Source organism: Ottowia flava, from assembly GCF_008017535.1.
GTDB classification, from domain to species: domain Bacteria; phylum Pseudomonadota; class Gammaproteobacteria; order Burkholderiales; family Burkholderiaceae_C; genus Ottowia; species Ottowia flava.
The window spans coordinates 90,247-111,974 of the sequence record NZ_VRUA01000008.1 but is presented as its reverse complement, the minus strand read 5'-3'; the positions used below and the strand labels follow the sequence as shown (position 1 = coordinate 111,974).

The 21,728-nt window shown below is 68.2% G+C and carries 16 protein-coding genes and 1 pseudogene; 8 read left to right on the top strand and 9 right to left on the bottom strand.

The window, feature by feature from the left end:
• The first annotated feature begins 27 nt into the window (after positions 1-27).
• Entirely contained in the window at positions 28-402 is a 375-nt protein-coding gene (locus FVQ98_RS10190; RefSeq protein WP_147913327.1) for an iron chaperone, read from the top strand.
• A gap of 199 nt (positions 403-601) precedes the next feature.
• On the top strand, positions 602-1,519 hold the full coding sequence (locus tag FVQ98_RS10185) for a bestrophin family protein (RefSeq protein WP_147913326.1): 918 nt from the start codon (positions 602-604) through the stop codon (positions 1,517-1,519).
• Positions 1,520-1,747: 228 nt separating this feature from the next.
• Here FVQ98_RS10185 and FVQ98_RS10180 read toward each other — a convergent pair.
• Positions 1,748-3,295 (bottom strand): annotated as a pseudogene (locus tag FVQ98_RS10180) (MATE family efflux transporter).
• A 132-nt stretch (positions 3,296-3,427) separates the two neighbouring features.
• Between FVQ98_RS10180 and FVQ98_RS10175 the strand changes: the two are divergent.
• The 6 genes from FVQ98_RS10175 to ntrC all read left to right on the top strand — a co-directional run bounded on the left by FVQ98_RS10175 (position 3,428) and on the right by ntrC (position 10,429).
• Positions 3,428-4,297, top strand: a complete 870-nt coding sequence (locus FVQ98_RS10175) for an EI24 domain-containing protein (RefSeq protein WP_147913324.1) — start codon at positions 3,428-3,430, stop codon at positions 4,295-4,297.
• Between the two features lie 222 nt (positions 4,298-4,519).
• Positions 4,520-5,344, top strand: a complete 825-nt coding sequence (locus tag FVQ98_RS10170; RefSeq protein ID WP_147913323.1) for a competence/damage-inducible protein A — start codon at positions 4,520-4,522, stop codon at positions 5,342-5,344.
• A 233-nt stretch (positions 5,345-5,577) separates the two neighbouring features.
• On the top strand, positions 5,578-6,993 hold the full coding sequence (gene glnA, locus FVQ98_RS10165; protein WP_147913322.1) for a type I glutamate--ammonia ligase: 1,416 nt from the start codon (positions 5,578-5,580) through the stop codon (positions 6,991-6,993).
• 150 nt (positions 6,994-7,143) lie between these two features.
• A complete protein-coding gene (locus tag FVQ98_RS10160) occupies positions 7,144-7,674 on the top strand; it encodes a hypothetical protein (protein WP_147913321.1) in 531 nt (176 codons plus the stop codon).
• A 134-nt stretch (positions 7,675-7,808) separates the two neighbouring features.
• The gene (glnL, locus tag FVQ98_RS10155; RefSeq protein ID WP_147913374.1) at positions 7,809-8,831 is read left to right on the top strand and encodes a nitrogen regulation protein NR(II); all 1,023 of its coding nucleotides are present in this window, start codon (positions 7,809-7,811) and stop codon (positions 8,829-8,831) included.
• Between the two features lie 71 nt (positions 8,832-8,902).
• Positions 8,903-10,429, top strand: coding sequence for a nitrogen regulation protein NR(I) (gene ntrC, locus FVQ98_RS10150; protein ID WP_147913320.1), 1,527 nt, complete (start codon positions 8,903-8,905; stop codon positions 10,427-10,429).
• 112 nt (positions 10,430-10,541) lie between these two features.
• On the opposite strand, the gene FVQ98_RS10145 is transcribed toward ntrC, so the two are convergent.
• The 8 genes from FVQ98_RS10145 to FVQ98_RS10110 all read right to left on the bottom strand — a co-directional run bounded on the left by FVQ98_RS10145 (position 10,542) and on the right by FVQ98_RS10110 (position 21,700).
• Positions 10,542-11,744 (bottom strand): MFS transporter, encoded by a 1,203-nt coding sequence (locus tag FVQ98_RS10145; RefSeq protein WP_147913319.1) that lies wholly within the window; start codon positions 11,742-11,744, stop codon positions 10,542-10,544.
• A gap of 76 nt (positions 11,745-11,820) precedes the next feature.
• Positions 11,821-13,239, bottom strand: coding sequence for a DNA recombination protein RmuC (gene rmuC / locus FVQ98_RS10140; RefSeq protein ID WP_147913318.1), 1,419 nt, complete (start codon positions 13,237-13,239; stop codon positions 11,821-11,823).
• A 46-nt stretch (positions 13,240-13,285) separates the two neighbouring features.
• Positions 13,286-13,537 carry a hypothetical protein gene (locus FVQ98_RS10135; protein WP_147913317.1) on the bottom strand — a complete coding sequence of 84 codons (252 nt, stop codon included), beginning with the start codon at positions 13,535-13,537 and terminating at the stop codon, positions 13,286-13,288.
• Between the two features lie 66 nt (positions 13,538-13,603).
• Positions 13,604-16,741, bottom strand: coding sequence for a class I SAM-dependent DNA methyltransferase (locus tag FVQ98_RS20115; RefSeq protein ID WP_187265693.1), 3,138 nt, complete (start codon positions 16,739-16,741; stop codon positions 13,604-13,606).
• An 82-nt stretch (positions 16,742-16,823) separates the two neighbouring features.
• The gene (locus FVQ98_RS10125) at positions 16,824-17,816 is read right to left on the bottom strand and encodes a 2-hydroxyacid dehydrogenase (RefSeq protein ID WP_147913316.1); all 993 of its coding nucleotides are present in this window, start codon (positions 17,814-17,816) and stop codon (positions 16,824-16,826) included.
• A gap of 49 nt (positions 17,817-17,865) precedes the next feature.
• Entirely contained in the window at positions 17,866-19,038 is a 1,173-nt protein-coding gene (gene dinB / locus FVQ98_RS10120) for a DNA polymerase IV (RefSeq protein ID WP_147913373.1), read from the bottom strand.
• A 120-nt stretch (positions 19,039-19,158) separates the two neighbouring features.
• Positions 19,159-19,524 (bottom strand): hypothetical protein, encoded by a 366-nt coding sequence (locus tag FVQ98_RS10115; protein ID WP_147913315.1) that lies wholly within the window; start codon positions 19,522-19,524, stop codon positions 19,159-19,161.
• Positions 19,525-19,864: 340 nt separating this feature from the next.
• Positions 19,865-21,700, bottom strand: a complete 1,836-nt coding sequence (locus FVQ98_RS10110) for an alpha/beta fold hydrolase (protein ID WP_147913314.1) — start codon at positions 21,698-21,700, stop codon at positions 19,865-19,867.
• Positions 21,701-21,728 lie beyond the last annotated feature (28 nt).

Genomic DNA, 21,728 nt, shown 5'->3' with positions numbered 1-21,728 from the left:
GATGCCGCCAGCGCGCCAGACAGCCCAGTGCCTGCCCTACCGGTCCACTCGGTCGCTGAGTACATCGCCGCAGCGCCCGGCGCGGCGCAGCCGCACCTGCGCGCCCTACACCACATCCTGCAGGACGTGGCGCCGCAGGCGCAGCAGTGCATCAAATGGAAGGTGCCGTTTTTCGTGGAGCCGCGCTTTCTTTTCTCGTTCGCCGCAACCCGGGCGCATCTGAACTTCGCGCCGTCCGCGGCGGTCCTAGCGGACCATCGCCAGGCGCTGGCCGGCTGGCCGACCACGGCGAATTTTCTGCAGGTACGGTACACGCGGGCCGTGCCCGAAGCGCTGGTGCGGCAGTTGGCGCTGGCGCAGCTGGCGCGCGTGCGGGCACGCACGGACGACGCCTTCTGGTGAGCCGCAGGCCGACCTGGGCCTGCCACCGACGGACCCAGGCGACGTCCCGGGGCGCGCGAGCCTGAATGGTCTACTATGATTGGTATAGCTGCCTGCGCAGGTGGTTGTAGGGCCAGAGGTCGTTTTTCTCTGAATCCCAGGGTGTGGCGTGGGACGCTCTACCCGTCAGCCGTGTCTGCTTCTTCTTGACCCGCGTCGCATGATCGTTCGCCCCAAGCTCCACTGGTTTCCGCTGCTGTTCGTGCTGCGCGGTTCGGTCTTGCCGTCGATCGCGCCGCGCCTGCTGGGCGTGACGCTGCTCGCGGTGCTGGTCACGGTGGTGCACGGCCAGTTGCTCAGTTGGAAGGTGTCGCTGACCTTCGTGCCGTTTTCGCTGATCGGCCTGACGCTGGCGATCTTTCTCAGCTTTCGCAACAGCACGGCCTACGCCCGGTTCTGGGAAGCGCGCAGCCTGTGGGGGGAGTTGCTGAACACCTCGCGCACGCTGGCCGCGCAGACCCTGACGCTGCCGCAGCCGGCCGACCCGGCGGGTGCACGCGACTTCATCCACCGTCTGTGCGCCTTCTCCCACGCGCTGAAGCACCAGCTGCGTGGCGGTGATGCGGCGGGCGATCTCGCGCAGTTCCTGCCCGAAGGCGAGGCCCGGGCGCTGGCCGGCGCGCCGCAGCCGACGTCGCGCCTGTTGCTGCAGCTGCACGCCTGGGTGGGCGAACGTCAGCAGCGCGGCCAGATCGCGCCCGCCGTGGTGCCGGTGTTTGAGCGCGGCCTGGCGCAGTTGGCCGATGCGCTGGGCGGTTGCGAGCGCATCGCCAGCACGCCGATCCCCTTCACCTACACCGTGATCATTCACCGCAGCGTGTACCTGTACTGCCTGCTGCTGCCCTTCGGCCTGGTGGACACGCTGGGCTGGATGACGCCGGCCATGGTCTGCTTCGTGGCCTACACCTTCCTCGCGCTGGAGGCGGTGGGCGCCGAGCTGGAAGACCCGTTTGGCACCGAGCCGAACGATTTGCCGCTGGACGCGCTGTCTCACGGCATCGAAGCCAGCCTGCTGCGCCTGATCGACGAGCCGCCGCGCACGCCCGAGCCGCAGGCCGTGGACTACGTGCTGCGCTGAGCAGGCGCGCGGTGACGGCAGGGGCCGCAACCATGGCGCGCAGTGCGTGGGCCACGGTGACAAAGCGATGGGGTGTGGGCAACAATTACTACGATTGTGATAGCTGGTCGCGCAGGTGGTTCTAGGGCTGGAGGCTGATTTGTCTTGAATTTGCCATTTCGGGGTGAGGCCCGCCCCCCGGGCGCCCAATGCGGCGCGCTGGCCGCGCGCAGGCCACGCCTTCCGCCGTCACGCCGCCGCAGGTTGCGCGTCGCTGTCCAGATCCAACGGCAAATCGGTCGTCCCTGGCGTGACCGCAGCGGCCACCGGCGCCGGCGGCTGACCGCCCACTTCGGCCGGGCAGCCCACGCAAGGCGCCTGACCGGGCAGCATGCGCGCGCTGCGCCAACCGCCCTAGACGTAGTAGGCCAGCGACATCAGCGCGGCGCACACAGCGCTGATCGGAAAGCTCCACCAGATCGCGTCCGCGCCCCACAGCGGCTGCAGCCAGCGCGCCACCGGCACGCGGATGCCCCACATCGCGGCCGCCAGAATGATCAGCGGCGGCACCACGGCGCCGGTTGAGCGCACCACGCCCGACAGCACGAAGGTCACGCCAAAGAAGATGAAGGAGCCGATGGCGATGCGGTTGAGGTGCCGCGCGTTCTCCAGCGCCGGGCTGCCGTCGGGCAGGAACCAGCCGAGCACGTGGCGGTCGGCCAGCAGCATCACCGCCACCATCGCACCCGTCAGCAGCAGGTTGCACAGCACGCCAGCGCGGGCGGTGGCGTCCACACGCTGCCACAGTCCGGCGCCGACGTTCTGCGCCGCCATGGTCGAGCAGGCCGCGCCGATGGCCATGGCCGGCATCTGCACGTAGGTCCACAGCTGCAGCGCGGCGCCGTAGGCCGAGGCCATCGCCACGCCGTAGGCGTTGACCATGGAGATCATCATGATCATCGCCATCGAGATCATCACCATCTGCACGCCCATGGGCAGGCCCTTGGTGATCAGCGTGCGCACCAGCGCCATGTCGGGGCGGAACAGCGCGCGCTCGCCACGCCCGATCCACAGCGGATGGTGGCGTTTGCGCAGCCACAGCAGCAGGGCGGCCAGGCTGATGGCGTTGGCGACGAAGGTGGCCACCGCCGAGCCGGTGATGCCCAGCGCCGGCACCGGCCCCCAGCCAAAGATGAACAGCGGGTTGAGCGCCATGTCCAGCACCACGACCAGCGCCAGGAAGATGAACGGCGTGCGCGAATCGCCCGCGCCGCGCAGCACCGCCTGCACGAACGCGAACAGGTAGAGCAGTGGGATGGCGAGGAAGATCACGCGCAGGTAGGCTTCGGCCAGGTCGAGCGCGTTTTCGGGCGTACCCATCCAGTGCAGGATGCGGCGCGACAGCAGCCAGCCCACCGCCGCCATGGCCACCGACGCCAGGCCGAACACCGTGGCGCTGGTGCCCATCACGCGCTTGGCCTGCGCCAGGTTGTGGGCGCCCATGGCCTGGGCAACCAGGATCGTGGCCGCCATGCCAATGCCGAAGATCAGCCCGATCAACGCAAACATCACGTTGTTGGCGTTGGCCGTGGCCGTCAGCGCCGCCTCGCCCAGGTGGCGGCCGACCCACACCGCATTGACCGAGCCGTTAAGCGACTGCAGCACGTTGCCGCCCAGGATCGGCAGGGAAAAAACGAGCAGGGTGGAAGCGATGGGCCCTTGCGTCAGGTCGCGCACCGGCGATGGGCGCGCAGGGACGGTCGACGGCGGGGATACCGGCTGGGGTTCATCGGGCATCCGCGCATTGTGCGCAGCCGCGCGGGCGGGCGGTGCCAGCCCAGTCCGACAGCGAGCGTCGGCGCCCGGCCGGACCGGCGTGGGCGCACGGCGCCATGTGCACGGCGCGGCGCCCGTTTATGCTGTCCAACTATGAAACTGGTGCTCGATTCGTTCTGGCGCGCCGCCGCGTACTGCCTTAACCCGCGGGTGATCGCGCTGTCGCTGCTGCCGCTGGCGGTGATGCTGATTCTGGTGGGCGTGCTGGGCTACTTTTTCTGGACGCCGTGGCTGGCGGCGCTCAACCAGTGGCTGGACGGATCTTCCGTGATGGGCACGCTGACGGGCTGGCTCGACACGCTCGGCGCCCATGCCCTGCGCGAAGTGCTGGCGCCGGTCCTGCTGGTGCTGCTGGCCACGCCGCTGATCGTGGTGGGCGCGCTGCTGCTGGTGGCGCTGATGCTGACACCGGCCGTGCTCAAGCTGGTGACGGCGCGGCGCTTTCCCGATCTGGCGCGGCGTGGCACGGGCTCGTTTGTTGCGGCGGTCGCCTGGTCCCTGGGCAGCACGGCGGTGGCGCTGGTCGCGCTGCTGGTGTCGGTGCCGCTGTGGCTGGTGCCGCCGTTGATCCTGCTGCTGCCGCCATTGATTTGGGGTTGGCTCACCTACCGCGTGATGAGCTTTGATGCGCTGAGCGAGCACGCCAGCCCCGAAGAGCGCCGCACGCTGATGAAGAATCACCGCACCCGGCTGCTGGCCATCGGCGTGGTCTGCGGCTACCTGGGCGCCGCGCCGGGGGTGGTGTGGGCGTCGTTTGCGCTGTTTGCGGTGGCCTTCGCGCTGCTGATCCCGGTGGCGATCTGGATCTACACCTTGGTGTTCATCTTCTCGTCGCTCTGGTTCGCCCACTATTGCCTGGCAGCGCTGCAGGCGCAGCGGGCAGGGCAGGGCGAGCGGCCTTTGGTGGAGGCTGGCGGTACCGAAGAGGCAGCCCCGCCGACTCTGCCGCCGCCCGCCTTGTAAGCGGGGTCAGGATCGGGCGCGGTCAAACGCAGCAGCCAAGGCGATCCGCTGACCGTACGATGGTGGCTGTCTCTTGACATGTAGGCTCCCTGAGTCGATTGATTGACAGTCAAAGGTGATATCTGCCCATGTTTCATGTTTACAGCGGCCAATGCGGCAGACGCGCCCATCAGAGGGCGAATGTTGAGAAAGCCTCCTTCGCTGTGTTTTCACACAAAACCCATGAATTGCCCTGCCTTCGGCCTGATCGTCATCGGTGACGAAATCCTCTCCGGCAAGCGCGCCGACAAGCATCTACCGTACTTCGTGCAACTGCTCGGCGAGCGCGGCCTGCAACTGGCGTGGGCCGAGTACGTGGGGGACGATCCGGCGCGCATCACCGCCACCCTGCGGCGGGCCATCGCTTCGGGCGACGTGGTGTTTTGCACCGGCGGCATCGGCGCGACGCCGGACGACCACACCCGCCAGTGCGCGGCGGCGGCGTTCGGGCGGCCGCTGGTGCTGCACCCCGAGGCCAAGCGCCTGATCCAGGAGCGCATCGCCGACACTGCGCGTGAAAAGGGCCTGCCCTACGAGCCCGACCGGCCGGACAACCTGCACCGGCTGAACATGGGCATGTTCCCCGAAGGGGCGCGCCTGATGCCCAACGTTTACAACAAGATTCCCGGTTTTGCCCTAGATACACCTGCGCGGGCAGCTATCTATTTTGCACCGGGCTTCCCGGTGATGGCATGGCCCATGATGGCCTGGGCACTGGATACCGACTGGTCGCAGTGCTTTCGCCAGAACGCCTGGGTCGAAAAGTCCGTGATCGTGCTGGGCGCGATGGAAGGCACGCTGACCCCGGTGATGGAACGGGTCGAAGCCGCGCATCCGGGCGTCAAGGTGTTCAGCCTGCCGAGCGTGGATCACCCCGAGTACGGCGCCCACATCGACCTGGGCGTCAAGGGCGAACCGGCCGCGGTCGAAACCGCCTACGCGGACCTGCGCCGCTGGCTCGCGCCCTTCGCTCTGCAATACGGCCCCGAAATCGTGCGCGCGACTTAGCACCAAAACGGTGCAAAACCGCGTTATGCACCGATGCGGTGCGGCGGGCCGGCTGCGGCTTCACGAATTCTGTGCACGGCGCTCCAGCACGCCCGCCAAGCAAGGGCACAATCACGGTCATGCGCCACTGCGGTGCTGTCGGTCCACCCGCTGCGGCGGTGGCTGGCACGGAAGCTGCAAATGACTGCGCAAACCTTTTTTGTTTGACCCCATACCCCGCTCAGGAGATTTCCATGGCCAAGTCGGTCGCAGACGTGATGAAAATGGTGAAGGAAGACGAGTGCAAGTTCGTCGATTTCCGCTTCACCGATACCCGCGGCAAGGAGCAGCACGTCACGGTGCCGGTCTCGCACTTCGACGAAGACAAGTTCAGTGAAGGGCACGCTTTCGACGGCTCGTCCATCGCCGGCTGGAAGGGCATCGAGGCGTCGGACATGCTGCTCATGCCCGACCCGTCCACGGCCCACATCGACCCGTTCTACGAAGAATCGACCCTGGTGCTGACCTGCGACGTGCTGGAGCCGGGCGACGGCAAGGCCTACGAGCGCGACCCCCGCTCGCTGGCCAAGCGCGCCGAGGCCTACCTGAAGGCGTCCGGCCTGGGCGACACCGCCTACTTCGGGCCCGAGCCCGAATTCTTCGTGTTCGATGGCGTGCGCTGGAGCTGCGAGCCCGGCCACAGCTTCTATGAGATCGAGGAATACGAGGCACCCTGGAACAGCGGCGCCAAGCTCGAAGGCGGCAACCGCGGCCACCGCCCGACCACCAAGGGCGGCTACTTCCCCGTGGCGCCGGTCGACAGCACGCACGACATGCGCGCTGAAATGGTGCTGCTGCTGGAAGCCATGGGCATCCCGGTCGAGGTGTTCCACCACGAAGTCGCGGGCGCTGGCCAGATGGAAATCGGCACCAAGTTCAGCACCCTGGTCGAGCGCGCCGACTGGACCCAGCGCCTCAAGCACGTGGTCTGGAACGTGGCCGACGCCTACGGCAAGACCGCCACCTTCATGCCCAAGCCCTACCACGGCGACAACGGCAGCGGCATGCACGTGCACCAGTCGATCTGGAAGGGCGGCAAGAACCTGTTCGCGGGCAAGGGCTACGCCGGCCTGTCGGACACGGCGCTGCACTACATTGGCGGCATCATCAAGCACGCCCGCGCGCTGAACGCCATCACCAACCCCACCACCAACAGCTACAAGCGCCTGGTCCCGCACTTTGAAGCGCCGGTCAAGCTGGCCTATTCCAGCCGCAACCGCTCGGCTTCGATCCGCATCCCGCACGTGGCCAGCGACAAGGCCCGCCGCATCGAGGCGCGCTTCCCCGACCCGATGGCCAACCCGTACCTGTGCTTCTCGGCCCTGCTGATGGCCGGTCTGGACGGCATCGAAAACAAGATCCACCCGGGCGAAGCCGCCACGAAAGACCTGTACCACCTGCCGCCTGAAGAGGACAAGCTGGTGCCGACCGTCTGCCACAGCCTCGACCAGGCTTTGGAAGAGCTGGACAAGGACCGCGCCTTCCTGACCAAAGGCGGCGTGTTCTCCGATTCGATGCTCGACGCCTTCATCGAGCTGAAGATGGCCGAGGTCAACCGCATCCGCGTGCAGGTCAATCCGGCCGAGTACGACATGTACTATTCCCTGTGACCTGATCGCAACGGAAGTGCAACAAGGCGGCCTTTGTGCCGCCTTTTGCGTTCGTGGGCGGGAACACCGGGTGGTGATCCGACTCTACATGGCCGATACTTCCACTTTTGATCCCCGGCGCCGGCTGCTGGCCGACTCTGGAGACCGACGATGACCCAAGCTTCCCTGTTGATTTCCTCAGTGGTTCTGGCGGCCAGCCTGGTCGGCGCAGCGCTGCCCGTTGCCGCGCAGGAGCGCATTTACCGCTGCGGCAACGAGTACACCAACCAGATCAAGGGCCGCTCCGGCTGCAAGGCGGTTGAAGGCGGCAACGTGACAGTGGTGCGCGGCACCGCCCCGGCAGCCACCCAGTCCGCGCCGGTCGCGCGCTCCAGCAGCAACTCGTCAGATGCGCCCGCAGCGCCTCGCGTGGCCAGCGTTCCCGCCGCGCCGCGCATCGACACACCCGACCAGCGCGCCCGCGATTCCGACGCCAAAGCCATTCTGGAGCAGGAGCTGCGCCGCGCCGAATCGCGCCAGGCCGAGCTCAAGAAGGAATACAACAACGGCGAGCCCGAGCGCCAGGGCAACGAACGCAATTACCAGAAGTACCTGGACCGCGTGGCCGAGATGAAGGCTTCGATCGCCCGCAACCAGTCGGACATCGACGGCATCAAGCGCGAACTGGGCCGCTTCCGCTGATACCTCCCGTGGGCGCGGTGCTTGTCGCCGTGCCCACTTGATGGCGCCACGGCGCCTTTCGCTTTCTTGATCCCACCGTCACCTTGGGCGCCGCCCGTCGACCGCACCCCGCCCGGTTTCAGGCCTTTGACCTGTTGCCGACGCTGGTGGCCGTGGTTGCGCAGGACGGCACCGTGCTGTTCGCCAACGCTGCGCTGGAAAACGCCATCGGCCTGTCCTGGCGCAGCATCGAAGGCACGGGCCTGGCGCAGTACTTCGCCGAGGCCGACACATTGCAGCACGCGCTGGAGGGTGTGCGTGGCAACCAGTTCGCCGCCCTGCGCTACGACGCGCAACTCAAACCCCAAAGCGGCGAACCTCTGGCCGTGCACGCGATCGTGGCCCAGACCGAGCGCGCTGGCGAAATCATCGTCGAGCTGCTGCCGCTGGAGCAGCAGGCGCGCCAGGAGCGCGAAGAGCGCCTGGCCGATCAGGCCAAGGCCAACAAGGAGCTGTTTCGCAACCTCGCGCACGAGATCAAGAACCCGCTGGGCGGCATCCGCGGCGCGGCGCAGCTACTGGAAATGGAGATCAGCGACCGCAGCCTGCACGAGTACACCCAGGTCATCATCCACGAATCCGACCGCCTGCAGCTGCTGGTCGATCGCCTGCTGGCGCCGCATCGCCACCGCCAGGTGCTGGGCGAAGTCAACATCCACGAGGTGTGCGAGCGCGTGCGTTCGCTGGTGCTGGCCGAATTCCCGCGCGGGTTGAAGGTGGTGCGCGACTACGACACCTCGCTGCCCGAACTGCGCGGCGACCGCGAACAGCTGATCCAGGCCGTGCTGAACGTGGTGCACAACGCCGCCCAGGCGCTGACCGAGCGCATCGCGGCCGGCGATGCGCAGATCACCTTGCGCACGCGCGTGCTGCGCCAGGTCACTTTCGGGCGCCAGCGCTATAGACTGGCACTGGAATTGCATGTCATCGACAACGGGCCCGGTGTGCCGGACGCGATCAAGGACCGAGTGTTTCAACCCCTGGTATCAGGGCGCGACGGAGGCAGCGGGCTGGGGCTGACCCTGGCGCAAACCTTTGTGCAGCAGCACGGCGGCCTGATCGAGCTGGCCAGCGAGCCCGGAAAGACGGATTTCCGGATCCTGATCCCCTTGCCCTGAGCTGCTGGCCAGGCCAGGGGTTGTCCGGACACCCGTGCCCATGCCTTTCAGTTTGCAGGAGCGATACCCCCATGAAGCCGATCTGGATCGTCGACGATGACCCGTCCATTCGCTTCGTCCTTGAAAAGGCGCTGGCGCGTGCCGCGCTGCCCACGCGCTCGTTTGCCAACCCGCGCGAAGTGCTGAGCGCGCTGGACGCGTCGGGCGCCGACGCGCCCGGCGTGCTGGTCAGCGACATCCGCATGCCCGGCGGCAACGGGCTGGAGCTGCTGGCCACCGTCAAGCAGCGGTTGCCGCAACTGCCGGTGATCGTGATGACGGCGTTTTCCGATCTGGACAGCGCGGTCTCGGCCTTTCAGGGCGGCGCGTTCGACTACCTGGCCAAGCCGTTTGACGTGCCGCAGGCGGTCGAGCTGATTCAGCGCGCCGTCACCGAAAGCCAGCGCGAAGCCGTGGCCGAAGCGCCGCAGACCGTGGCGCCCGAGATGCTGGGCCAGGCGCCGGCCATGCAGGACGTGTTCCGCGCCATTGGCCGGTTGTCGCACAGCCAGGTCACGGTGCTGATCACCGGCGAATCCGGCAGCGGCAAGGAACTGGTGGCGCGCGCGCTGCACAAGCATTCCAGCCGCGCAGGCGGGCCGTTCGTCGCCATCAACACGGCGGCCATCCCCAAGGACCTGCTCGAATCCGAGCTGTTCGGCCACGAACGCGGCGCCTTCACGGGCGCGCAGACGCTGCGCCGCGGCCGTTTCGAGCAGGCCGAGGGCGGCACGTTGTTCCTCGACGAGATCGGCGACATGCCGTTCGACTTGCAGACGCGCCTGCTGCGCGTGCTGTCAGACGGGCAGTTCTACCGCGTCGGCGGCCACCAGGCGGTGCAGGCCAATGTGCGCGTGATCGCCGCCACGCACCAGAACCTGGAGCAGCGCGTGGCCGATGGTGCCTTCCGCGAAGACCTGTTCCACCGCCTGAACGTCATCCGCCTGCGCCTGCCGCCCCTGCGCGAGCGGCGCGAGGACATCGCGTCGCTGACCCGCCATTTCCTGGCGCAGAGCGCCCGCCAGCTGGGCGTGCAGCCCAAGCAGATATCGGCCCCGGCGCTGGCACGGCTGGAAGGTTTTCCCTTCCCCGGCAACGTGCGCCAACTGGAAAACATCTGCCACTGGCTGACCGTCATGGCGCCCTCGCAGGTGGTCGAGTTGAAGGACCTGCCGCCCGAAGTGCTGGCAGTGCCCCCGCGCACCGAGGCGCCGCCCGGTGCGGCACCGGTCCAGGCGCCCGCCTTGGCCGATGGCGGCGGTGGCCAGGTGCTGGAGCATGGCATCGCCGCGCCACCGCTGGCGGCGTTGCCCCTCGACCCCGGCCCCCGCGGCGACGCCGCGAACGGCTGGGAGGGCGCGCTGGAGGCCGAAGCCGCCCAGTTGCTGGAAGCCGGCCTGCCAGACGTGTGGGACCGGCTGATCCACCGCGCCGAAGCGCGCCTCATCCAGGCCGCACTGGCCAGCACCCGTGGGCGCCGCATCGAAGCGGCGCAGCGCCTGGGCATCGGGCGCAACACCATCACGCGCAAGATTCAGGACCTGGGTCTGGAAGACTGAACACGCTGCGGCGCGGCTCGGGCATCCTTTTGCCACCGCGTCGCCCATGCTGTGTGCTATTGAATCGGGAGCTGTTTGCGCAGGTGGTTGTAAGGCTGGAGGCCGATTTCGTTCATATCTTGCTGGATGGCGGGGTACCCGGCGCGTCCACCTCCCGCAACCCCGGTACCTCGCGTGCGCCGATCGCCACCACGCCCGCCACCAGCCAGAACAGGCCGGCCACGCCGGTCACCGCGCCGATCGAGCCGAAAAGCATGGGCAGCAGGAAGCTGGAGAAGTTCATCGTCATCATGCGCAGCGCCATGGCCTCGCCCTGGCGCGCTGGCGGCGCCACGCGGTGCAGCAGCACCAGCACCATCGGCTGCACGGCGCCCAGCGCCAGGCCCAGCACCACCGAACACATGCCCATGGTCCAGGCGTCAGGCATCAGCGGGTAGACCAGCAGCGCCACCGCCGCCACCAGCGTGGCGAAGTAGATGACGCGCCATTCCGGCACGTTGGCGGTCAGGCGCGGCAGGGCCACCCGCACCACCGCGGCCGCCACGGCGAACGAGCCCAGCAGCACGCCGATGGTCGATGCCGCCATGCCGCGCTCATGGCCCAGGATGGGCAGCACGAAGGTGTGGGCGTCCCACGCTGCCGCTTGCAGCAGGTTGGCGAACAGCAGGCGGCGGATGCCCGGCAGCGCCACCAGCTCAAAGGCCGAGCTCTTGGTCTGCTCGGCCGCGCTGCCGGCCAGCGCCTCGGATTCGGGCGCGCCGCGCGCCAGCAGCCAGCCGACCAGCGGCAGCAGCGCCATCAGCGCAAACGCCGCGCGAAAGCCGACCATGTCCGCCGGCTGCGGACCGGCAAAGTCGATCAGCAACCCCGCCGCAAACGGCCCCAGAAAGTTGGCCGTCGGCGGCGCCACGGCGATCCAGCTGAACAGGTGCTTCAACTCGTCCGGCCCGCGCGCCGAACGCCCCACGTGCCGCTGCATGGCGATCTGCATCGCGCCGGCCGATGCGCCGGTCAGCAGCGCCGACACGCACAGCACGCTGTACACCGGAAACGCCGCCGCCATCCCCGCGCCCAGCACCGCCGCGCCCACGGCCAGCTGCATCGGCAGGTGCAGCCCGCGCCGGTCCGCCAGCCGCCCCGCCGGCAGCGCCAGAAAAACGCCCGACAGCGCGTACAGCGCCAGCAACACGCCCACCGCCGCCGCGCTGTAACCCTGCTGCAGCGCCAACAGCGGCGCGGCCAGGCGCGTGCCGGTCATGGCGGTGTGCACACAGATTTGCGCCAGCATCAGGCGCAGCAGCTCGCGCCCGGTCATGAAAGTCCGTCTTTCAAGGAAAATGGGCCACTGGCCTTACAACCATTTGCGCAAACATCTACTAAAGGTATAGCGTTCATGGCGCAGGCGATGGTGGCGCCGACGTGTCCGGCGGGGCGTCCATCCCCGCGCCGCCGCCCGGCAACAGCCGCCCGGCCGCCTCGTCGGGCAGCGCCTCCACTTGGCGCAGCGCGCGGTTCATCATGTTGGTGCGCGTCTGCGCCTGATCCAGCGTCTTGACCACGTTCTCGGCCTGGCCGCGCACCTTGCTGACGAATTCGCCGAACTTGCCGAACTCGGTCTTCACCGCGCCCAGCACTTCCCACACCTCGGCGCTGCGCTTTTCCAGCGCCAGCGTGCGAAAGCCCATTTGCAGGCTGCTCAGCGTCGCCAGCAGCGTGGTCGGCCCGGCCAGCGTGATGCGGTGGTAGCGCTGCAGCGCCTCCACCAGGCCAGGGCGGCGCAGCGCTTCGGCGTACAGGCCTTCGGTCGGCAGGAACAGGATGGCGAAGTCGGTCGTGTGCGGCGCGGCGATGTACTTCTGACGGATGGTGCGCGCCTCCAGCCGCAGGCGCGCCTCGATCGCCTTGGCCGCGGCTTCGGCGCCCGGCGCGTCGGCCGCGTCCTGCGCGGCCAGCAGGCGCTCGTAATCCTCGCGCGGAAACTTCGCGTCGATCGGCAGCCACAGCGGCGCGCCGTCCTCGCGCCGGCCCGGCAGACGGATCGCGAACTCGACGCGCGCGTTGCTGCCCGGCACCGTCTCGACGTTGGCGGCGTACTGCTCGGGCGTGAACACCTGCTCCAGCAGCCCGGCCAGCTGCACCTCGCCAAACACGCCGCGCGACTTGACGTTGGTCAGCACCCGGTTGAGCGAACCCACGTCCTGCGCCAGCCGCTGCATCTCGCCCAGGCCGCGGTGCACCAGCTCCAGCCGCTCGGCCACCTGCTTGAAGCTCTCGCCCAGGCGCTGCTCCAGCGTGGCGTGCAGCTTCTCGTCCACCGTGCGGCGCATCTCGTCCAGCTTGGCGCTGTTGGCGGCCTGCAGCGCGGCCAGCTGCTGCTCCAGCGTGCCGCGCACTTCCTGCAGGCGGCGCGCGTTGGCTTCGCTCAAGGCGGTCAGCTGCTGCGTCAGCGTCTCCGACAGGCCGCCGCGCAGGTGCGCCAGCTGCTGGGCAAAGGCGTCGATCTGCGTGTTCTGCGTGCGCGTGGCTTCGGCGCCCTGGCGCATCACCGCGTCCTGAAAGCGCAGCAGCGTCTGCGCCAGCTCCTGCCGCCCGTCGCGCGCCGACTCGCCCATCTCCTGCCGCAGCCCGTGCGCCAGGCGCTCCTGCTGCTGCCCCACGGCCTGCCCGACCACCGCCTGCAGCTCGCCGCGCGACGCCACGTCGTCCGGCCGCTGCGGCCGGCGCAGCAGCAGCACGATCAGCAGGATGGCGTTGAGCAACAGGCCGGCCAGGGCCAGCCAGATCAACCAGTCGGGAAACGTAGAAGCCATGGATAAGTCGGTTGGGGTGCGTCAGGCGCGAGCGCCGCGCGGGGTGTCATGTCAGCCAGAACGCTTCGATCAGCTCGCCATCGGCGCTCAACAGCCACCACTCGATGATCACCCGCCGTTGCCCGATGCCCAGCCAGGACAGCGGGCCGCGCAGCCCCGACCTGCGCGGGCAGCGCCAGAGCGTGGCATCGGGCGCGTTGCGGGCCAGCACCGCCTGGCGAATCTCCTCGGGCACTTCCGGCGACATCACGTCGACCATGCGGTCTTCATCGTCGTCGTCGGCGGCGGCTGCGTTCATGGATTCTGCTATGAAGTTGAAAGCTGCTCGCGCAGATCAGGAAAGGGTTTCAGGCCAAAAACTTGATCAATCTGCCGACGACGTCACGGCACGCGCGGACGGCGTCGGCGGCGCTGTCGCGGCACGCGCCAGGTTCAGCGCCAGCAGGCGGCGCAGGATCTCGTCGTCGGGCATGTCGGCCGTGTAGTCGGCCCAGCCGTAGGCGGCGGCCACCGCCGCGTCCAACTGCGCGTGCGCCTGCGCCAGCCAGGCCGGGCGCTGGTTGTAGAGGTTGGTCAGCGTGCGCTTTTGCAGCGCCTTGGCGTCGGCTTCGCTCAGGTCTGGCCTGGGTTCGATGCGGTCCGGGTAGGGCGATGCGGTCATGCCCAACGGCACCACCTCGGGCACGCGCTGCGTCCATTCGGGCGGGTTCAGCCAGTTCTGGCGCAGTCCGTCGAGCCGGTGCGCGGCCTCGGCAATGGTGCTGGCAGCGGCCCGGGTTTCTATGATTTTGATAGCTGCTGGCGCAGTCTGGGAATGGTCTGGAGGCCGATTTGGCTCTGAATCGTCGCTCAGGCCCGCCGGGATCAACGCACCGCCCGGCAGCGCCTCGGTGCGCTGGTGCGCGGTGTCGGCGGGCGTCAGGCCGGCGGGGAAGGGGAAGGTTTCAAAGCAGGTGGTGGGGGTGTAGCGCGGCCGGTCTTCCAGCGACGTGCCCATGCGCAGCGACCAGAGCTCGTGGAAGCGGCTGTGCAGGATGCCGAAGGTGGTGTCGTCGGCGCGGGCGATGGCGATAACGGTTTGATGCGGCCAGACGACGCCGCTCTGCCAAGTCCACGTTCGATGCTTTGAAACCTGTGAGGTCGCCACGTATCGATCCACAGACCGCGTAGCTGTCCGCCAATCGGTTCCAAGGCGTCCGTGTAGCCACCAACGCTTCTTGCGTGATTCATCGCGGTTTTTGTCTCGAAACGGCTTGACGTATTGGCGTACGTATTCGAACGGCTTTTCGAACAAGCTGGCGTCCGATTCGGTCATGGCATTGAAATCCACCACCCACACGCCACGAGAGCGACTGGTGATGTCCTTGCCGTTCATGAGTGGGCGAACAACGTCCGCATTGGGTCGACCATGGGGATTGGGCGTCCAGAGCCACTGCTTCGCCGTCGCATACCGTATCTCGAAATCGCCAACAAGTACCGGTCCCTGAAAGCTCGCGCCCCCATTTGTAGACAACCGCTTGACGGATGTCAGGTCAGCATTTCCAGCGCTTCCCTCGTCAAGGCTGCTTTGAATAAGGTCAACCTGTTGACCGTCGAGATGGATCGGAGGGGCGACGTTCCCAAACGCCACCAACGAAACCCGCACCGCCGCCCCATCGTTCACCCACGGCTCATCACTCCAGGCGTCGTAGATGCGGCTGTCGCGCACGATGGCGTCGAGCACCTTGCGGTTGGCGCCGCCGCGGATCGAATTGGTGGTGACCAGGCCCGCAGCCACCAGGCCGTGCGTCACCAGCGCGGCGCGCGATTTCTCGAACCAGTAGCACACGAAGTCGGCACCGCCAGGCACACGCCCCTGGAAGGTCTTGCGCAGCGCGTCGACGTAAGCGTCGCCCAGTTCGCGGCGCATTTTCTTATCACCGATGAACGGCGGGTTGCCAATCACCACATCCGCCTTGGGCCACGGCGCTTCGACGGCGCGGGGGCCTTGCGGGCCGGGATCGGGGTCGGCGCCCGGGTTTGGCTGCGCCACATCGGGATCCGTCCCCGATGCCTGCGCCGCGTCCTGCACCGGACGGTCGGCGGGCAGCCACTGCAGCAGCGCGTCGCGGCATTCGATCTGCTCCAGCGGCTCCAGCACCGGGTTGGTCTTGGGCGGGTAGCCGTGGGCCATGCGCCACTGGATCTCACCGATCCACAGGCTGACGCGGGCCAGCTCGGCGGCGTATTCGTTCAGCTCGATGCCCAGCATGTTGTGCGGGCCGGTGACCAGGTCCTGCTCGCGGTCCAGGCCCAGGTCGGCGGCGGCGGACAGGGTGAACAGCTCGATGTCCTTGAGCGCCTTCAGCCCCATGAACAGAAAGTTGCCGCTGCCACAGGCCGGGTCGAGGATGCGGTAGGCGCGCAGGCTCTCCAGCCAGTCGATGAAGCGGGCGTGCGCCTTGCGGTAGCTGGCGTCGCCGTGGCGCTTGATTCTGGCCGTCAGCGCTTGCAGGTCGTGCGCGACCAGCTCCCATTGTTGTAGCAATGGGCGGGTGACGACGGGCTCGACGATGCGGGCGATGGTGGCCGGGTCGGTGTAGTGCGCGCCGAGCTGGCTGCGCTTGGCGGGGTCCAGCCCGCGTTCGAACAGGGTGCCGAAGATGGAGACGTCGATGGCGGACCAGTTCAGGCTGGCGGCGTTGCGCAGCTCGGTGATGTCGAGGATTTCCAGCTGGGGCACGTCGATGCGCTGGAACAGCCCGCCGTTGAACCAGGGGATGTCGTCAGGGCCGTACAGGCCGCCGCTTTGCATGGTGCTGAACAGCTGCGCCAGGCCGGCGGTCAGGCGGTCGCTGGTGATCTGGCGGTTGCCGACCAGGCGTTCGAACATGCGACCGGGCAGCAGGCCCACGTCTTCGGCAAAGAAGCAGAACAGGCACTGGGTCAGAAAGTGCGCCACCACGTCGGGGTGGTGACCGCGCCCGCGCAACTGTTCGGCCAGGGTGGCAAAGCTGCGGGCGGCTTCTTCGGTGATGTCGCGGTTGGTCTGGCGCGGGCGAAAGCTGTCGGGCGCGGTCCAGAGGCGGCGCAGCAGGTCGCGCTGGGCAGGCTGGTCCAGCTGGTCGATGCGGACGGTGTGCGTTTCGCTCGGGTGGCCGTTGAACTGGGTGTGGACACGGATGGTGAGGCGGTCGCACACCACCAGCAGCGGCGGGTTGCTCAGGTTCAGGCTGTATTGCTGCAGCTGGCGCAGCGCCGCGTCCAGGTTCTTGCCGGGGGCCTTGTTTTCCCAGGCGAAGTGGTCGCGGTAGAACACGTCGGCGTAGCCGCGCGCCTCGCCCAGTACCAGCGACTGGCGTTCGAACAGGTATTCGTCGGCCAGGCCCGGGCTGCCGGGCTTGGGCACGCCGAGCAGCTCGCACAGGTCAAGGAAGTGGCTTTGTGCACCCTGTTCTTCGTTGAGGTGCGCCGCAGAGCCGCCAGGGCCCCACTTGGCGATGAATTCCGGTGCGGTGATCACAGGCGGTGGACTATGAAAAAAAGAGCTGCTCGCGCTTGACCAGCAAGGGCTGGAGGCATGTTTTATATGAAATCAGCGCCGGTCAGCCGTGGTGGGCCACGCTGTCCGCATTCAGCGGCGTCACCGGCTTGCCCTGGGTCAGAAAGCCGATCAGGTTGTCTGCCGCCAGCTGCGCCATCGCCATGCGCGTCGGTCCGGTGGCGCTGCCGATGTGGGGGGTCAGCACGACGTTGCGGCAGGCCAGCAGGGCCGGGTTGACCTGGGGCTCGCCCTCGAACACGTCCAGCCCGGCGGCGGCGATGCGGCCGGCCTGCAGGGCGGCGGCCAGCGCGTTCTCGTCGATCAGGCCGCCGCGGGCGATGTTGATCAGCGTGGCGCCGGGCTTCATCAGCGCGATGCGCTCGGCGTTGATCAGGTGGTGCGCCTCGGGCGTGTAGGGCAGCACCAGCACCACGTGGTCGGCGCTGCGCAGCAGTTCTTCCAGGCCGACGTAGCGCGCGCCCACCGCCTGCTCGTCCGCCTCGGGCAGGCGCGAGCGGTTGTGGTAGATCACCTTCATGCCGAAGCCGTGCGCGCCGCGCCGGGCGATGCCCTGACCGATGCGGCCCATGCCGACGATGCCCAGCGTGCTGCCGTGCACGTCCTGGCCCAGCAGCATGTCGTAGGACCAGCGCTTCCATGCACCGGCGCGCAGGAAGTGCTCGCCCTCGGTGACGCGACGCGCGGCGGCCATCAGCAGGGCAAAGCCCATGTCGGCCGTGGTTTCGGTCAGCACGCCGGGCGCGTTGGTGGCCAGCACGCCGGCCGCGCTCATCGCCGGCACGTCGAAGTTGTTGTAGCCGACGGCCATGTTGGCGCAGATCTGGAGGGCGGGGCAGGCGGCCAGCAGCTCGGCGTCGACACGCTCGCTGCCGGTGGTCAGCACGCCCTGCTTGCCCTGCAGGCGGCGGACGAATTCCTCGCGCGACCAGGCGGCATCGTCCTGGTTCGATTCCACGTCGAAGTGCTGGGCCAGTTGCGCCAGCACTTCGGGGAAGATGGCGCGCGAAACGAGGATGCGGGGGCGGTCGGTCATGCTTGCATTCTAGGGAGCGCGGTGCGCCGACCAGCGCGCTGGGTCTTGGCTATTCGAACAGCGGAAGCGCCTCGGGCGGCGGCGCTTCGCCCACCTTCACCAGCGAACCCACGCGCACGCCCAACAGGCGCAGGCGCCGCTCCAGCGGCACGCGCTTCAGGCACTGGCCGGCGACCTGGCGGATGCGGCGCGCGTCCTGCGTGTGCTCGGCCACGGTGGTGTCGCGCGTGGCGATCTTGAAGTCGTCAAAACGCAGCTTGATGCCGATCGTCTTGCCGACGTAGCCCTTGCGCTGCAGGTCGCCCGCGACCTGTTCGCACAGCTGTGTGAACACCGCGCCTAGCTCGGCGCGGTCGTGCACGGCGTGCAGGTCACGGTCGAAGGTGGTTTCGCGGCTCATGCTGACGGGCTCGCTTTCGGTGACCACCGGGCGCTCGTCGCGGCCCCAGGCGGCGTCGTGCAGCCAGGCGCCGTAGGCCTTGCCGAAGTGCTGCACCAGCCAGGGGCGCTCGCGCGCGGCCAGATCGCCCACGGTGCGGATGCCGTGGCCTTGCAGCTTTTCATCGGCCTTGGGGCCGATGCCGTTGATCTTGCGGCAGGGCAGGGGCCAGATAAGGGGCTGCAGGTCGGTTTCGTGCACGATGCTGATGCCGTTCGGCTTGTTGAATTCGCTCGCCATCTTGGCGATCAGCTTGTTGGGCGCCACACCGATCGAGCAGGTCAGCCCCGTCGCGTCAAAGATGCTCTTTTGCAGCAGGCGCGCCAGCACGCGCCCGCCTTCGCGCTGGCCGCCGGGCACCTCGGTGAAGTCGATGTAGACCTCGTCCACACCGCGGTCTTCCATCACCGGAGCGATGTCGCGGACCACCGTCTTGAAGGCGCGCGAAAAGCGCCGGTATTCGTCAAAGTCCACCGGCAGCAGGATCGCCTGCGGGCACAGCTTGGCGGCCTTCATTAGGCCCATGGCCGAGCCCACGCCAAATTGCCTTGCCGGGTAGGTGGCGGTGGTGATCACGCCGCGGCCGACGTAGTCCTTCAGCAGCGGGAACCAGTCGACGGGGATTTCGGCCAGATGCTCGGCGGTCCAGGCGCGCTCTGGGCGCTCCGCGTTCAGGCGCCCGATCAGGTCGTCTTCGCGCCGCCGCCCGCCGCCAATGACCATCGGCAGTCCCTTGAGCTGCGGGTAGCGCAGCCACTCGACCGACGCGTAGAACGCGTCCATGTCGAGGTGGGCGATGCGGCGGGAGGCGGGGTTGGCGGCAGGCAAGCGCGGAGCTTACCGCGCTGCTGAACGCGCAACGCGCCGCTCACTTGGCGGATGCACGCAGGGCAGACATTGTGTTCAGGGCCCGGCCTGGCGGGTGCCGCCCGCGAAGCCGTTACGGTAGCTCAGATATGTCTCCTGGGGTGCAGCCGGCGGCGCATTCACCACGCCCAAACCGGCCTGCGTCGCTTCCACCTTGAAGCGCGCGCTGTCGGGGAAAGCGTAGGTGCGGGCCATGGCGTCCAGCTTGACGCTCGACAGGTAGGCCGCGATGAAGTCCAGCGGCATCGTAGCGTCAGGGTGCGCACCGCGCCAGTTGGCGTACACGCCCGTCAGCCGCGCAAAGTCGTTGCCGCGCTCAGCCATGGCGCTCAAAAATTGGGGGAAATTGGTGCCCAGCGCGGCGAAGGCGTCGAGCCAGACCCGCTGAGTGGCCGCCGGCACCGGGTCTCTGGCGGCATCGTCGGCGACGGCCTTGGTGTTCTGGCTGCAGTCAGGAAACCTCGGGCTTTCCCATCCCCGTCGTCGAAGCAGGGTCGCGCAGGCCGCGCCTGCAGCTCGTATTCTTCGACATCGTCAAAAAAGCGCATCGCCCGCAGCTCTGCGTCGTCCGCCGACGCGAACGCCAGAATCTGGTCCAGCGTGTCGTAGACCTCGGCGCATGCCCACCCGGTTTCAGGTATAAAAAGTGGCTGAAACCCTGGTGCAATCTGCGCGAGAAGCTCCGAAAAGAGGAGCATTCATCTAGCGGAGAAGCGCGCATGACCACGCTCCCCGACCTTGGTCAGTGCCCGGCGCCCGGCAGGCGGCGCGCCGGGATCAGGCCACGCTTGAAGGCATCGATCAGCTCGGCGGCGGCGGCCGGGTCGAGGTAAGCGCTGGCGCGGTGGGCTTTGGCCACCTGCGGCGCGTCCAGCGCCAGCGGCTTGGCGCTGCACACCGTCTCGCGCTGCGTGGGGGTTTCGCCCAGCAGGTAGCGGCTCACGGTGGGGTCCACGCAGTCGTCGGTGTAGGGGTACACGCCGTGCTGGTATTCGCCGGGCACGTAGACGCGGCGCGCGCCGGGCAGCTGGTTGAAGAAGGCCGTGGCGCTGGGGGTGGCGGTGGCGCTGTCGAATTCGGACTGCACGTACAGGATGTCCAGCGCCTTCATCGGCGTCCAGTCAGGTTTTTGCACGCTGGGGCCGCCCCAGAACGCGCAGACGCGGCTGTCCAGCAGCGTGGAGAAGAACAGCGGCGCGGCAGCGGCGGCGCTGCGCACAACGGGGCTCCAGCTGGCCCAGTCGGTGGTGACGGGTGTGTCGTTGCAACGCACGGCCTGGCCGGTGGCACCAGCCAGCGCGATGGCGTTGGGCTGGGGCTCCAGCCACAGGGCCGCATAGAGGGGCAGCAGGGTTTCGGCGACGTAGTCGCGCAGCAGGGCATCGCGCCGGGGGTCGAGTGGGTCGTAGACCTGTGCGTCCAGCGCCGCCTCGGCGGCGTCTTCGTCGATTGGGTCGCCCAGCGCTTTCAGCACGGCGTTCAGGCCCTGGCCGGCCGCCATCGCGTCCAAGTAGGCGTCGGCGTTGCTTGAGCCGTAGCCCAGGTGGCTCAACACCCGGCCCATCACCGGTTGCATACGCTCGCTCAGGGCCGGCACGGCGGCACGCACCTGGTCTGCGCTGGCGCCCAGCTGGAAACGCTCGGAGTGTCGCGCAGCGTAGGGGGCGAGCACCTCGTCGAACAGCCGCGCGCGGGCGGCCGGCTGCGGGAGCTCCACACCCGCCTCAAAGCTGAGGCTGAAATTGACGGCACTGTCCAGCACCATGCGCCCGACCTTCTCGGGGAACAGGCTGGCGTACCAGGCACCCAGCCAGGTGCCGTAGGAATAGCCCAGGTAGTTGAGTTTGTCCTCGCCCAGCACCACACGCATCAGCTCCATGTCGCGCGCGGTGGCGTCGCTGTTGATGTAGGGCGTGAGCGGGTTTTTTCGGCAGGCTTCGGCCAGCTGGGCGCGGTTGTGGTCCAGCGTCTTGAGGTTGTCTGGCGTGCTCCAGCCGCTGACGGTTTCGTCCACCGGCTGCGCCATGGCGTCGCTGTCGCAGGACAGGCGCGTGCTGGCGCCCACGCCGCGCGGGGAGAAGCCGACCATGTCGTAAGCATTCAGCAGGCGCAGTTGCAGTGCGCCCTGCGGCGTTTGGGCGTCGCTGATGCCGAATGCGGCAAACAGGCGCAACGCCAGGCTGAGGCCGTCGGTGCCCGGTCCGCCCGGGTTGAACAGCAGAGCGCCGCGGCGCTGCGCAGGTTCGGCTGAGGCCAGGCGCATCAGGGCGACGCTGACGTCGCCGCGCCCCGGCTGCGACCAGTCCAGTGGCGCGCGCAACTTTGCGCAGCGCAGCCGCTCGCTCGGTTGAAGTTGTTCGAAGGCTGCGCGGGTCTGGTTGCTGATGGCTTCGCCCAGGATCGCGGGGTCGCACGCCGCCCAGTCCAGCGTCTGGGTGCGGTAGCTGGCCAGCGGGTCGGGGGCTTCGTCATCCCCGCCGCCGCAGGCCGTGAGCGCAGCGACCAAAGGGAGCAGCGCCAGGCGCGACAGGTGCGCCAGGCGCGGCAGCAAGTGGTGGTGTGGTTGTGCAAAGAGCATGGTTTGTTTGGGGTAGGTCAATGGTGTG

Coding starts and splice junctions, on each gene's coding strand:
- ntrC (WP_147913320.1), top strand. CDS start 8,903: ATGAAGCCGATCTGGATCGTCGACGATGACCCGTCCATTCGCTTCGTC.
- FVQ98_RS10160 (WP_147913321.1), top strand. CDS start 7,144: ATGACCCAAGCTTCCCTGTTGATTTCCTCAGTGGTTCTGGCGGCCAGC.
- FVQ98_RS10170 (WP_147913323.1), top strand. CDS start 4,520: ATGAATTGCCCTGCCTTCGGCCTGATCGTCATCGGTGACGAAATCCTC.
- FVQ98_RS10185 (WP_147913326.1), top strand. CDS start 602: ATGATCGTTCGCCCCAAGCTCCACTGGTTTCCGCTGCTGTTCGTGCTG.
- dinB (WP_147913373.1), bottom strand. CDS start 19,038: ATGGACGCGTTCTACGCGTCGGTCGAGTGGCTGCGCTACCCGCAGCTC.
- FVQ98_RS10125 (WP_147913316.1), bottom strand. CDS start 17,816: ATGACCGACCGCCCCCGCATCCTCGTTTCGCGCGCCATCTTCCCCGAA.
- FVQ98_RS10175 (WP_147913324.1), top strand. CDS start 3,428: ATGAAACTGGTGCTCGATTCGTTCTGGCGCGCCGCCGCGTACTGCCTT.
- FVQ98_RS10110 (WP_147913314.1), bottom strand. CDS start 21,700: ATGCTCTTTGCACAACCACACCACCACTTGCTGCCGCGCCTGGCGCAC.
- glnA (WP_147913322.1), top strand. CDS start 5,578: ATGGCCAAGTCGGTCGCAGACGTGATGAAAATGGTGAAGGAAGACGAG.
- FVQ98_RS10135 (WP_147913317.1), bottom strand. CDS start 13,537: ATGAACGCAGCCGCCGCCGACGACGACGATGAAGACCGCATGGTCGAC.
- rmuC (WP_147913318.1), bottom strand. CDS start 13,239: ATGGCTTCTACGTTTCCCGACTGGTTGATCTGGCTGGCCCTGGCCGGC.
- FVQ98_RS10145 (WP_147913319.1), bottom strand. CDS start 11,744: ATGACCGGGCGCGAGCTGCTGCGCCTGATGCTGGCGCAAATCTGTGTG.